Annotated in this window: 16 protein-coding genes; 14 read left to right on the forward strand and 2 right to left on the reverse strand. The window is 56.1% G+C overall.

Features of this window, described 5'->3' with window-relative positions; genetic code table 11:
• Positions 1 to 115: 115 nt before the first annotated feature.
• Complete coding sequence (locus tag AC6I8J_RS11185; RefSeq protein WP_222925348.1) at positions 116 to 472, forward strand: hypothetical protein; 357 nt, start codon at positions 116 to 118, stop codon at positions 470 to 472.
• 29 nt (positions 473 to 501) lie between these two features.
• On the opposite strand, the gene AC6I8J_RS11190 is transcribed toward AC6I8J_RS11185, so the two are convergent.
• Positions 502 to 843 (reverse strand): hypothetical protein, encoded by a 342-nt coding sequence (locus tag AC6I8J_RS11190; RefSeq protein ID WP_222925473.1) that lies wholly within the window; start codon positions 841 to 843, stop codon positions 502 to 504.
• A 212-nt stretch (positions 844 to 1,055) separates the two neighbouring features.
• The gene (fliE, locus tag AC6I8J_RS11195; protein WP_013358280.1) at positions 1,056 to 1,367 is read right to left on the reverse strand and encodes a flagellar hook-basal body complex protein FliE; all 312 of its coding nucleotides are present in this window, start codon (positions 1,365 to 1,367) and stop codon (positions 1,056 to 1,058) included.
• A gap of 232 nt (positions 1,368 to 1,599) precedes the next feature.
• On the opposite strand from fliE, the gene fliF reads away from it, so the two are divergent.
• The 13 genes from fliF to fliR all read left to right on the forward strand — a co-directional run bounded on the left by fliF (position 1,600) and on the right by fliR (position 12,353).
• Positions 1,600 to 3,321, forward strand: coding sequence for a flagellar basal-body MS-ring/collar protein FliF (fliF, locus tag AC6I8J_RS11200; protein WP_161736212.1), 1,722 nt, complete (start codon positions 1,600 to 1,602; stop codon positions 3,319 to 3,321).
• Positions 3,318 to 4,310: a flagellar motor switch protein FliG gene (gene fliG, locus AC6I8J_RS11205; protein ID WP_013358282.1), complete on the forward strand. Its 993-nt coding sequence runs from the start codon at positions 3,318 to 3,320 to the stop codon at positions 4,308 to 4,310. The genes fliF and fliG overlap by 4 nt, the downstream gene beginning before the upstream one ends.
• Positions 4,303 to 4,995 (forward strand): flagellar assembly protein FliH, encoded by a 693-nt coding sequence (gene fliH, locus AC6I8J_RS11210; protein WP_161736211.1) that lies wholly within the window; start codon positions 4,303 to 4,305, stop codon positions 4,993 to 4,995. Before fliG ends, fliH begins: the two co-directional genes overlap by 8 nt.
• Positions 4,995 to 6,365, forward strand: a complete 1,371-nt coding sequence (gene fliI, locus AC6I8J_RS11215) for a flagellar protein export ATPase FliI (protein WP_161736210.1) — start codon at positions 4,995 to 4,997, stop codon at positions 6,363 to 6,365. The genes fliH and fliI overlap by 1 nt, the downstream gene beginning before the upstream one ends.
• Before the next feature lie 19 nt (positions 6,366 to 6,384).
• A complete protein-coding gene (fliJ, locus tag AC6I8J_RS11220; protein ID WP_003854478.1) occupies positions 6,385 to 6,828 on the forward strand; it encodes a flagellar export protein FliJ in 444 nt (147 codons plus the stop codon).
• Complete coding sequence (locus tag AC6I8J_RS11225) at positions 6,825 to 8,108, forward strand: flagellar hook-length control protein FliK (protein ID WP_253419056.1); 1,284 nt, start codon at positions 6,825 to 6,827, stop codon at positions 8,106 to 8,108. Before fliJ ends, AC6I8J_RS11225 begins: the two co-directional genes overlap by 4 nt.
• A gap of 127 nt (positions 8,109 to 8,235) precedes the next feature.
• The gene (fliL, locus tag AC6I8J_RS11230) at positions 8,236 to 8,721 is read left to right on the forward strand and encodes a flagellar basal body-associated protein FliL (protein ID WP_013358286.1); all 486 of its coding nucleotides are present in this window, start codon (positions 8,236 to 8,238) and stop codon (positions 8,719 to 8,721) included.
• A 4-nt stretch (positions 8,722 to 8,725) separates the two neighbouring features.
• Entirely contained in the window at positions 8,726 to 9,733 is a 1,008-nt protein-coding gene (gene fliM / locus AC6I8J_RS11235; protein ID WP_013358287.1) for a flagellar motor switch protein FliM, read from the forward strand.
• On the forward strand, positions 9,726 to 10,133 hold the full coding sequence (gene fliN, locus AC6I8J_RS11240; RefSeq protein WP_033733054.1) for a flagellar motor switch protein FliN: 408 nt from the start codon (positions 9,726 to 9,728) through the stop codon (positions 10,131 to 10,133). The genes fliM and fliN overlap by 8 nt, the downstream gene beginning before the upstream one ends.
• A gap of 10 nt (positions 10,134 to 10,143) precedes the next feature.
• Positions 10,144 to 10,542, forward strand: a complete 399-nt coding sequence (fliO, locus tag AC6I8J_RS11245; protein ID WP_161736208.1) for a flagellar biosynthetic protein FliO — start codon at positions 10,144 to 10,146, stop codon at positions 10,540 to 10,542.
• Entirely contained in the window at positions 10,542 to 11,273 is a 732-nt protein-coding gene (gene fliP / locus AC6I8J_RS11250; protein WP_031593200.1) for a flagellar type III secretion system pore protein FliP, read from the forward strand. The genes fliO and fliP overlap by 1 nt, the downstream gene beginning before the upstream one ends.
• A gap of 25 nt (positions 11,274 to 11,298) precedes the next feature.
• Positions 11,299 to 11,568: a flagellar biosynthesis protein FliQ gene (fliQ, locus tag AC6I8J_RS11255; protein ID WP_003854466.1), complete on the forward strand. Its 270-nt coding sequence runs from the start codon at positions 11,299 to 11,301 to the stop codon at positions 11,566 to 11,568.
• Positions 11,568 to 12,353 carry a flagellar biosynthetic protein FliR gene (fliR, locus tag AC6I8J_RS11260; RefSeq protein WP_061062740.1) on the forward strand — a complete coding sequence of 262 codons (786 nt, stop codon included), beginning with the start codon at positions 11,568 to 11,570 and terminating at the stop codon, positions 12,351 to 12,353. The genes fliQ and fliR overlap by 1 nt, the downstream gene beginning before the upstream one ends.
• The last annotated feature ends 200 nt before the right edge of the window (positions 12,354 to 12,553 follow it).

Genomic DNA, 12,553 nt, shown 5'->3' on the forward strand with positions numbered 1-12,553 from the left:
TGAATCGGTGACGCTGAGTGTTGTACCCTCTGCTCTCGCTGACTTAATCACAGGTTCGTGACAGAGCCTTAAAGGGCGCAGATTAGCCGGAAAAATGATAACGAGAGTGGATGCCATGAATAGATTAATAATCGCTCTGAGCGTAAGTTTGCTGAGCGGATGTGTAGATACGGGACGAGTTGGATTGCACCCGGAAACGAAGACCGCCTGGTTCGACGGTCATCCTTATCAGGTTGCGTCCTGCCTTACCGAAGTGGCACAGAATAAGCAGTCCTACCTGGAGCAGGATGATCCGCTGCCAGATGGCACGAAGCGATATAACCTCGAAAAGGATAATGAAACCGTAGCCTGGATTGAAATTGCAAAGTTCAGTCATCATCAGACCAGCGCGACGTTTTACTACGATCCAAAAGCGCCGGATATCAGCGCACTGGTTTCAGCGATGATTGCAGCGTGCAAAACAACGCGTTAGCGGCATCGCCGGGCTGGTCGCAGATCAGGCTATTTAGCGGGTTCGCAATCATAGAGTCCCCGTATGCGGATCTGACTCTGGCTGGTGCGGACGATTTGCGCCCGTAACATTCCTTTGCCCTCGCGCGTCGTCTGCTCCATATCTACCATGCCCGGCGCTTTGCTGTTTTTAACCAGCAACTTTATCGTGGCGTTGTCGTAATCACCCTTCTCTTTTGAAAACGTGACTTTCTGGGTCTTCGCACGTTCTTCGTTTACGGAGAACCAGCCACTCTTATCGGCTTTAAGGTAAAACGGCCCGCACTGTGTGGCGGCAAAAGCTGGGGCTGATAAGGCGATTAATGACGTTATCAGAATAAGTTTTTTTAGCATCGGGCTGGCGTCCTGTTGATGGGTGATGAAATATCGCCGGTGCCAAAAAGTGAGTTCACTGCTACACGGCTCATAATAAGAGGCAGTATAGCCAATGACGCCTGCATGATTGCCAGTGCAGGCCCATAGACTCAGCAAAGAAACTGGGGATATTGCTGGCAACCCTCATCCGCCACCAGGCAGGTGCTCATTGAGCAGCGAAATCAGTTCAACTAAACCTGCATATTCATAATTTCACTGTACGCCGACACCAGCTTGTTCCTGACCTGAATCCCCATCTGCATGGAGATGGAGGATTTCTGCAGATCGACCATCACATCATTCAGCGCGATGCCGGGTTTCCCCATTTCAAAATCCTGCGCCTGGGTGCGGGCGGTGGTCTGCGTTTCGCTGATCTTATCCAGCGCCGCTTTCATGGTTGCGCCAAAATCGATCTGATTAGTGGCTTCACTGCTGCGGTTACTGGCCTGCAGTGAGGTCGCCTGAAGCTGCTGCAGTACGCCGTCAATTGCCTGAATGGACATGAACGATACCTTATTAAAGAGGATGACATTTTTGATGTGAGGAAAAGTTAGCACGTTGTCAATGAGACAAAGCCGCTAAATGACAGCAAAAAACCTACCTTATCCAGCCATCGAATTTTGCTTATCACCTAATAATGCCTGGCATTGAAGTGGAAATTTTATCTACGCAGGTCAGGGAGTCTGTTTTGCCATCTCAACTTACCCGGTCAATTACGTCAGGCAGGAATCGGTCATGAATGCGAGCACAGCCGCCACAACAGAACAAGAAAAGAAAGGCTTCGGTGACCTGCTCGCTCGCCTGCGCGCAAATCCGCGTATTCCTTTAATCGTCGCGGCGGCTGCCGTGGTGGCGATCGTGATCGCGATGGTGCTGTGGGCCAAGCAGCCCAGCTATAGCGTCCTTTATAACAACCTCACTGATGAAGATGGCGGTGCCATCGTCACCCAGCTGACGCAGATGAACATCCCCTATCGCTTCGCCGAAAACGGTGGCGCACTGATGGTGCCGGAAGCGAACGTGCATGAGCTGCGTCTGCGTCTGGCTCAGCAGGGTCTGCCAAAAGGCGGATCGGTGGGCTTTGAGCTGCTGGATAAAGAGAAGTTCGGTATCAGCCAGTTCAGCGAGCAGGTTAACTACCAGCGCGCGCTGGAAGGCGAACTGGCCCGCACCATCGAATCACTGGGTCCGGTCAAAAGCGCCCGCGTTCATCTGGCGATGCCAAAACCCACCTTATTTGTGCGTGAGCAGAAAGCGCCATCCGCCTCTGTCACCTTAACCCTGCAGCCTGGCCGTGCGCTGGATGAAGGCCAGATTCAGGCCATCGCCCACATGGTTTCAAGCAGCGTCGCCGGTTTACCGCCGGGCAACGTCACCGTGGTCGATCAGACCGGTCGCCTGCTGACCCGTTCTGATAACGCCGGTCGCGATCTGAATGACGCGCAGCTGAAGTACTCTTCTGAAGTTGAAGCACGCTACCAGCAACGTATCGAAGCGATCCTGAATCCGATTCTTGGCCAGGGCAATGTGCATGCGCAGGTTACCGCACAGATTAACTTCGACACCAGCGAGCAAACCGACGAGAAATATCAGCCTAACGCTAACCCGTCGAACACGGCGATCCGTTCGCGTCAGACCAGCACCAGTGACCAGTCGGGCAGCCCTTATCCGGGTGGCGTGCCAGGCGCGCTCTCTAACCAGCCTGCGCCAGCCAACACCGCGCCGGTCACGACTAACAATGCAGCCAACGGTCAGGCCGCGAATGGTCAGAACAACGCAGCGAATAACGCTAACCAGACCACCAGCACCGCACCGGCCAGCTCAGGACCGACTAATTCACGTCGTGATGACACGGTGAACTACGAACTGGATCGCTCCATTCGTCATACCAAAGTTAACGTCGGCGACGTACAGCGTCTGTCGGTTGCGGTCGTCGTGAACTTCCGTGCAGATGATAAAGGCAAAGCGGTTGCGCTGAACGAGCAGCAGCTGAAGCAGATTGAAGACCTGACCCGCGAAGCGATGGGTTACTCCCAGACGCGTGGCGACAGCGTCAACGTGGTGAACTCGCAGTTCAACACCACTGAAGCAGTGACCGCCGATCTGCCCTTCTGGCAACAGCAGTCCTTCTTTGATCAGCTGATGAACGCCGGTAAGTGGCTGTTGATTGCCCTGGTCGCCTTTATCCTCTACCGCAAACTGGTTCGTCCGCACCTGGTTCGTAAGCAGGCCGCCGAGAAAGCCGCTGCCGAAGCCGTTGCTGCCCGCGCCGCTGCACAACAGCCAGAAGAAGAAGCCTTTAATGTGCAGCTCAGCAAAGATGAGCTTGATCAGGAACGTAAGTCTAACAACCGCATGAGCGCAGAAGTGATGAGTCAACGCATCCGCGACATGTCAGAAAACGATCCGCGCGTTGTTGCGCTGGTGATTCGCGAATGGATGAGTAAAGAGCTATGAGTCTGACCGGAACCGAAAAAAGCGCCATCCTGATGATGACCATCGGCGAAGAGCGCGCTGCGGAAGTTTTCAAACACCTGAACCAGCGCGAAGTACAACACCTGAGCGCGGCGATGGCCAATATGCGTCAGGTGTCACACAAGCAGCTGACTGAAATACTGCGTGAGTTCGAAACCGATGCTGAGCAGTTTGCTGCATTGAGCCTGAACTCCAACGAATACCTGCGTTCAGTGCTCACCCGTGCGCTGGGCGAAGAGCGCGCCTCCAGCCTGCTGGAGGACATTCTCGAAACGCGCGAAACCACCAGCGGGATGGAAACGCTCAACTTTATGGAGCCGCAGGCTGCCGCCGACCTTATCCGCGACGAGCATCCACAGATCATCGCCACCATCCTGGTCCACCTCAAGCGTGGTCAGGCCGCCGATATTGTGGCGCTGTTCGACGAACGTCTGCGTCACGATGTCATGCTGCGTATCGCCACCTTTGGTGGTGTACAGCCAGCTGCACTGGCCGAACTGACCGAAGTGCTGAATGGCCTGCTGGATGGCACCAACCTCAAGCGCGCGAAGATGGGCGGCGTGAGAACCGCAGCCGAGATCATCAACCTGATGAAAACGCAGCAGGAAGAGGCCGTTATCGAAGCGGTACGCGACTTCGATGGCGAACTGGCGCAGAAAATTATCGACGAGATGTTCCTGTTCGAAAACCTGGTGGAAGTGGACGACCGCAGCATCCAGCGTCTGTTGCAGGAAGTGGAGTCCGAACAGCTGCTGGTTGCACTGAAAGGTTCCGAGCAGCCACTGCGCGAGAAGTTCCTCAAAAACATGTCAGCCCGTGCGGCCGATATCCTGCGCGACGACCTGGCCAACCGGGGTCCGGTGCGTATGTCCGCTGTGGAGAACGAACAGAAAGCGATCCTGCTGGTGGTCCGTCGCCTGGCCGAATCGGGCGAGATGGTGATTGGTGGTGGCGAGGAAACTTATGTCTGATGCATTTTCTGCCCGCCCCTGGCAGCTGTGGCAGCCCACCGATTTAGGTCGTTTTGACGAGCCTGAACCGGAGCTGCAGCCAGAAATTTACGAAGCTGAAGACGGCGTGGATGAGCAGCAACAGCAGCTCGAACGTCTGCAGCAGCAGATGCGCAAAGAGGCGCAGGGCCAGGGCTACAACGAAGGCTATCAGCAGGGTATGACTGAAGGTCAGAAAGCAGGCTACGACGCCGGTTTTCAGCAGGGACTGGCCGATGCCCGGCAGCAGCAGGCACCGCTTCAGGCGCGGATGCAGCAACTGGTGACGGAGTTCCAGAACACGCTGGAGTCACTGGACAGCGTGATTGCTGCCCGTCTGATGCAGCTGGCGCTGGAAGCGGCTCGCTCGGTTATTGGCCAGGCCACCACGGTAGATGGTACCGCCCTGCTGCGCCAGATTCAGGGTCTGCTGCAGCAGGAACCGATGTTCAGCGGCAAACCACAGCTGCGTGTTCACCCGGACGACTTACAGCGTATTGAGCAGACTTTAGGTCCGACGCTGGATCTGCATGGCTGGCGGCTGATCGCAGACAGCACCCTGCACCCTGGCGGCTGCAAACTCAGCGCTGAAGATGGCGATCTGGATGCCAGCGTCGCAACGCGCTGGCAGGAACTCTGCCGTCTCGCTGCGCCAGGAGAAATCTGATGACTACCCGTCTGAACCGCTGGCTGGGCTCACTCGACGCCTTTGAAAAACGCATCGCCCAGGTGCAGCCGGTGCGCCGTTATGGCCGCCTGACCCGCGCGACCGGCCTGGTGCTGGAAGCGACGGGTTTACAGCTGCCGCTGGGTGCGACCTGCATCATCGAACGCAACGATGGCAAAACCATCAGCGAAATCGAAAGTGAAGTGGTGGGATTCAACGGTCAGAAACTGCTGATGATGCCACTGGAAGAAGTGGACGGTATTTTACCGGGTGCGCGGGTCTATGCGCGTCAGAATGGCGATAACCCGCAGGCGGGCAAACAGCTGATGCTGGGGCCGGAACTGCTGGGCCGCGTGCTCGACGGTAGCGGCCGACCGCTGGACGGTCTGCCGTCGCCGGATACCGGCTATCGCGCACCGCTGATCACCCCGCCGTTTAACCCGCTGCAGCGTACGCCGATTACTGATGTGCTGGATACCGGCGTACGTGCCATTAATGCCCTGCTGACGGTCGGTCGCGGGCAGCGTATGGGACTGTTTGCCGGTTCAGGCGTGGGGAAAAGCGTGCTGCTCGGCATGATGGCGCGCTACACCAAAGCGGACGTTATCGTAGTCGGTCTGATTGGCGAACGTGGCCGCGAAGTTAAAGATTTTATCGAAAACATTCTGGGTGCTGAAGGCCGCGCCCGTTCGGTGGTAATTGCTGCCCCGGCGGATGTTTCGCCACTGCTGCGTATGCAGGGTGCCGCTTACGCCACCCGTATCGCTGAAGATTTTCGCGATCGCGGCAAGCATGTGCTGCTGATTATGGATTCCCTGACCCGCTACGCCATGGCGCAGCGTGAAATCGCCCTGGCGATTGGTGAGCCACCGGCAACCAAAGGCTACCCGCCTTCTGTATTCGCCAAACTGCCTGCGCTGGTTGAACGCGCCGGTAACGGCATCGACGGCGGCGGTTCGATCACCGCCTTCTATACCGTCCTGACCGAAGGCGACGATCAGCAGGATCCGATCGCGGACTCCGCGCGCGCCATCCTTGACGGCCATATCGTGCTGTCGCGCCGGCTTGGCGAAGCGGGTCACTATCCGGCGATTGATATCGAAGCCTCAATCAGCCGTGCGATGACCTCGCTGATCGATGAGAACCACTATGCGCAGGTGCGCCAGTTCAAGCAGTTGCTCTCCAGCTTCCAGCGTAACCGCGATCTGGTCAGCGTCGGGGCCTATGCCGCCGGCAGCGATCCGATGCTCGATAAAGCCATCAGGCTCTATCCGCAGATGGAAGCCTTCCTGCAACAGGGCATCTTTGAGCGCAGCGATTATGACGACGCCAGCCTGCATCTGCATGCGCTGTTTGGCTCGTCACAATAATTAACGCGAGGTAACGGCAATGAAAACTGCAAATGCCATTGATACGCTGCGCGACTTAGCGGAGCAGGATCTCGAACGTGCCGCCATCTATTTAGGCGATATGCGCCGCGGCCAGCACGCCGCTAACGAGCAGCTGACGATGCTGCTCGATTATCAGGACGAGTATCGCAACAAGCTCAACGATGACATGTCATCCGGCATCGCCAGCACCCGCTGGACGAACTATCACCAGTTTATTCAGACGCTGGAAAAAGCGATTGAGCAGCATCGCAACCAGCTTAATAACTGGAATCAGCGGCTGGAGCAGGCGCTGATTAACTGGCGCGACAAACAGCAGCGGCTGAACGCCTATCAAACCCTGATAACGCGGGCAGCGGAAAATGCATTACGACAGGAAAACCGTCTCGATCAGAAACGGATGGATGAATTTGCCCAACGGGCCGCATCGAGGAGAGGCGAATGATTACGCTGCCACACATTGGCATAAAAGCGGCGGCTAAAACCGACGCGGAACCATCCGGCGCGACGGACCTGGTAGCAGGGGCTGATGCCCTGCCACAGGACTTTCTGACCACGCTGGGAAACCAGCTGGCAGGCCTGGCGAAACAACCGGGAAAAGCGGCGCAATCCGCTGACGTCAAAGCAGAAACTGCCGATGACGCCCGCCCGAAGGCGCCGCTGAATGCGCTGATGGCGGCGCTGGATAATCCTGCTGAACTGACCGCTCTGTTTAAGCCGGAAAATATTAAAGGTGGGTCAAAATCAGCCGATGATAAAGACAAGCCGGAGGCCGCACCTTTAAGCGCCAGTGACATGCAAAATGTGCAGGCACTGTTTGCCATGTTACCGGGTGCGGTAACGCCGACAGCGACGCCTTCGACGCCGGTCAGCAGTGAAGCCGGTGAGCTGATTGCCCAGACCGACACCGGCCGGAAAAGTCAGACCGCGCTGACGCAACTGCTGAACAGCGCGCAGCAGGGCCACGCACCGGATAGCCCTGCGCCGGGTAAAGATGAGAAGCATGATGCTAAAGGTGCCGCACTGAATTCACCTGCGGTGAACAGCTCCGCCAGTCAGAGTCAGCCCGCCGCGCAAAGTGCGACCAGCAGCGGCCTGACGCTCGACAGCAGCTTCCAGCAGGCGCTAAGCAATATGGTGAAGCAGGATGATCAGAGTGCGATCAAAGCCAGCACCAGCGACAACGCGATCAGCGCCACGCCGTTCGCCAGTGCCAGCAGCCTGCCCGCGCCAGTGACCGCCTCTGCGACCAGCAGCACCCCGTCCACCCCGATGCTGAATTCACAGCTGGGCAGCGACGAGTGGCAGCAGGCGCTGAGTCAGCAGATCGTGATGTTCAGCCGCAACGGCCAGCAGAACGCGGAGTTGCGTTTACATCCGGAAGACCTTGGCGCTATCCAGATCAGCCTGAAACTGGACAACGACCAGGCACAAATTAGTCTGGTTTCCAGCCATAGCCACGTCAGATCGGCACTGGAAGCCGCGATACCGCAGCTGCGCAGCGCGCTGGCAGAGAGCGGTATCAACCTGGGCGAGAGTCAGGTGAGCAGTGACAGTTCCGCGCAGGGCCAGCAATTCCAGCAACAACAGGAGGCGCGCCGCGATGGACAGCATGGCCGCTTCTCCCTCACCCAGGACAGTGACACCGACATTACGCCGATCGCCGTTCCCGCCGCCCTTCAGGCTCGCGTTAACGGCAACAGCGCCGTCGACACTTTCGCCTGACAGCGGCAAACGCTGAAGGTAAGCGTAAAACCCGCGTCTTTTCTACCCATTGGTTTGACTTAAGACGCGGATAATCTGTCCCGTGAGCCGAGAGGCTTGCCCATAATTCACAGGAAGTAACTGCACCATGTCTGATAACGCGAAAGCAAAAGGCAGCAAACGTAAAATCTTAATACCAGTGTTGATCATTCTGACGCTGGCCGCTTGCAGCGTGGCAGGCTATGCAGTCTGGCGAATGATGAATAAACACGAGGGCGATAAGCCTGAGGTGGCGAAAGTTGAACCGCCTCCCGCTCCGGTCTTTTTTGCACTTGATACATTTACGGTTAACCTGGTCAATCCCGACAACGATCCTGACCGCGTGCTTTACGTAGGCTTTACCCTGCGTCTGGCCGATGAAGAGTCCCGGAGTCGGATGAATGACTATCTGCCTGAGGTGCGCAGCCGTCTGCTGCTGCTGCTCTCGCGTCAGAGTGCTGCGGCGCTGGCGACGGAGCAAGGAAAACAGGCGCTTGTTGAACAAATCAAACAGGCGCTGACACCTCCGCTGGTAAAAGGTCAACCTCCGCAGGCCGTAAACGACGTGCTGTTTACTGCCTTCATTTTGAGGTGAATCAATGGGCGATAGCATTCTCTCCCAGGCTGAAATTGACGCCCTTTTAAACGGCGACAGTGGCAGCGCGGAAGAAGAAAAGAAACAAAACGGGCCGGAAGGCGATATTCGTCCTTACGACCCGAATACCCAGCGCCGCGTGGTGCGCGAGCGTTTGCAGGCGCTGGAAATTATTAACGAGCGTTTTGCCCGTAGTTTCCGTATGACGCTGTTTAACCTGTTGCGCCGTAGCCCGGACATCAGCGTCGGGGCGATTAAGATTCAGCCGTATCACGAGTTTGCCCGCAATCTGCCGGTGCCAACCAACCTGAATCTGATCCACCTGAAACCGCTGCGCGGCACGGCGCTGGTGGTGTTCTCACCCAGCCTGGTGTTTATCGCCGTCGACAACCTGTTTGGGGGTGACGGACGTTTTCCGACGAAAGTCGAAGGCCGTGAGTTTACCCATACCGAGCAGCGCGTTATCCGCCGCATGCTGAAGCTGGCGCTGGATGGTTACAGCGACGCATGGAAGGCTATTTATCCCCTGGACGTCGAGTATGTACGTTCAGAGATGCAGGTAAAGTTCACCAACATCACCACTTCACCGAACGACATCGTGGTTAACACGCCGTTCCAGGTGGAGATTGGTAACCTGGTGGGTGAGTTTAATATCTGCATCCCGTTTTCAATGATTGAACCGCTGCGCGAGCTGCTGGTGAATCCACCGCTCGAAAACTCACGTCAGGAAGATAACCACTGGCGCGATAACCTGGTCAAACAGGTGCAGCACTCTGAGCTGGAACTGATTGCTCACTTTGCCGAAACGTCACTGCGTCTCTCAAGGATTCTGCAGCTGAAACCCGGTGATGTGCTGCCGATTGAGAAGCCGGAACGCATTATCGCCCATGTCGATAGCGTACCGGTCTTAACCAGCCAATATGGCACGATGAATGGGCAATATGCGCTCCGTGTCGAACACCTGATTAACCCGATTTTGAATTCGCTTAACGAGGAACAGCCCCATGACTGACAGTAATAAACCGTCTGACGATATCTCTGCGGACGATCTGTGGGCTGAAGCAATGAACGAGCAGGTCGGCAGCAGCAGTGCGCCGCAGACCGATGACGTCTTTAAGTCATTCGACAGCGGCAATGTCGCGGGCTCGTTGCAGGATATCGATCTGATTATGGATATCCCGGTGAAACTCACCGTCGAACTGGGCCGCACCAAGATGACCATCAAAGAGCTGCTGCGCCTGGCGCAGGGTTCGGTGGTAGCACTGGACGGACTGGCAGGTGAGCCGCTGGATATTCTGATCAACGGTTACCTGATTGCACAGGGTGAAGTGGTGGTGGTGAACGACAAATATGGCGTTCGTATCACTGACATCATCACCCCGTCTGAACGTATGCGTCGTCTGAGTCGCTAAGAGTCACATTATGAATAGCCAGAATCAAACGCTGCAACCGGCCGCACCGCACGCACAGGCGATTTCGACCGGTTCTATGCTGGCACAGGTCAGCAGCGTGTTAGCAGTGATTATTTTATTGATTCTGGCCTGCGCCTGGCTGGCACGCCGTGCCGGCTTTGCGCCGAAAAAGGTCAGTGGTCAGGAGCTGAAACTCACGGCCAGCGTCTCAGTGGGCCAGCGTGAGCGGGTGGTGATTGTCGATACTGCCGATGCGCGTCTGGTGCTGGGCGTCACTGCCCAGCAGATTACTCATCTGCATACGCTGCCGCCGGGTGAACCGGTCTCTGTGACGCCAGTAAACAGTGCGCCACAGGATTTTCGTCAGCTGTTACAGAATCTGGTTAAACGTCCCGGAAAACCACAATGATGCGTCGACTGCTTCCTTTATTGCCACTGCTGTTACTGGCACCGGTTGCCCATGCCCAGTTGCCGGGCCTGGTGAGTCACTCACTGCCGAATGGCGGTCAGAGCTGGTCACTGCCGGTACAGACGCTGGTCTTTATCACTGCGCTGACCTTTATTCCGGCCGTGCTGCTGATGATGACCAGCTTCACCCGTATCATCATTGTGTTTGGTTTACTGCGTAACGCGCTGGGCACGCCCTCTGCGCCGCCTAACCAGGTGTTGCTCGGACTGTCGCTGTTTCTGACTTTCTTTATTATGGCACCGACCTTCGACAAGATTTATCAGGATGCTTACCTGCCGTTCAGCCAGGACAAGATCAGCATGGACGTGGCGATTGATAAAGGTGCCCAGCCGCTGCGCGAGTTTATGCTGCGTCAGACCCGTGAAGCGGATTTAGCCCTGTTTGCCCGTCTGGCGAATACCGCCCCGATTGCCGGTCCTGAAGCGGTGCCAATGCGTATTCTGCTGCCCGCCTATGTGACCAGCGAGCTGAAGACCGCGTTCCAGATTGGCTTTACCGTATTTATCCCGTTCCTGATCATCGACCTGGTGGTTGCCAGCGTGCTGATGGCGCTGGGGATGATGATGGTACCGCCAGCGTCCATCGCGCTGCCGTTTAAACTGATGCTGTTTGTTCTGGTCGATGGCTGGCAACTGCTGGTCGGTTCACTGGCGCAAAGCTTCTACTCCTGATCCCCTTTTCTTACCGGAGCACGACATGACACCCGAATCAGTAATGGTAATGGGACAGGAAGCGATGCGCGTCGCCCTGATGCTGGCCGCCCCGCTGCTGCTGGCAGCCCTGGTCAGCGGTCTGCTGATCAGCCTGATCCAGGCGGCGACCCAGGTCAACGAACAGACCTTATCCTTTATTCCTAAGATCCTGGCGGTTGCCACCACCGGTATCATTGCCGGTCCGTGGATGCTGAATCTGCTGCTGGACTATATCCGGACCGTCTTTACCAACCTGCCTTATATCATCGGCTGATGATTACTCTCGACAGCAGCCAGCTGGTTCAGTGGGTCAGCCAGTTTTTCTGGCCACTGGTGCGCATCATGGCGTTGTTCGCCACTGCGCCGATCCTCAGTGAACGATCCGTCAGCAAACGTGTCAAAATCGGACTGGCGGTGATGATCACCTGGCTGCTGATGCCGCTGTTACCTGCTGTCAATGTCACCCTGTTTTCCCCTGCCGGTTTCTGGCTGCTGATCCAGCAGATGCTGATTGGTATCGCGCTGGGCTTTACCATGCAGTTTGCGTTTGCGGCGGTGCGCCTTGCCGGGGAAGTGATTGGATTGCAGATGGGCATTTCGTTCGCCACCTTTTTTGATCCTGGCAGCCGTCTGAACATGCCGGTGCTGGCCCGTTTTCTCGACATGCTGGCCATGCTGCTGTTTCTGACCTTTAACGGACATCTGTGGCTGATCTCACTGCTGGCGGACAGTTTCCACACGCTACCGATTGGTGGCCACCCGCTAAATGCCAACGCATTTATGGCGCTGGTGAAATCCGGCGGATTAATTTTCCTTAATGGCATGATGTTAGCGCTGCCCTTAATCGTTTTGTTACTCATGGTAAATCTGGTACTGGGTTTGTTAAACCGTGTTTCACCACAGTTATCAATCTTCGCAATTGGCTTCCCGATTACCTTATCAGTCGGAATTTTAACCATCAGCCTGCTGATGCCCCTGCTGGCCCCGTTCTGCGAGCATTTGTTCAGTGAAATATTTGATTTACTGGCCCTGTTCCTGACAGAACTATCCCGCCCCTGAACATTAAGTTTCTAACTACCTTTGCTCAGCAACACTTAAGTATCGCAAAACCATCCCTGCATTTTCCGAACCATGTTTTCCAGAATGCAACTAAGGAAATTCTGATAAATGTGCTGAGAGTCTGAAAATAATTCTTATTAAACCGGGCTTCGCGTATTTTAGTTGGGTGGTTCACAGAAGCGGTCAGACTGTGAATGTGC

This window comes from Pantoea sp. X-Soil-ISGK-355, assembly GCF_059730805.1.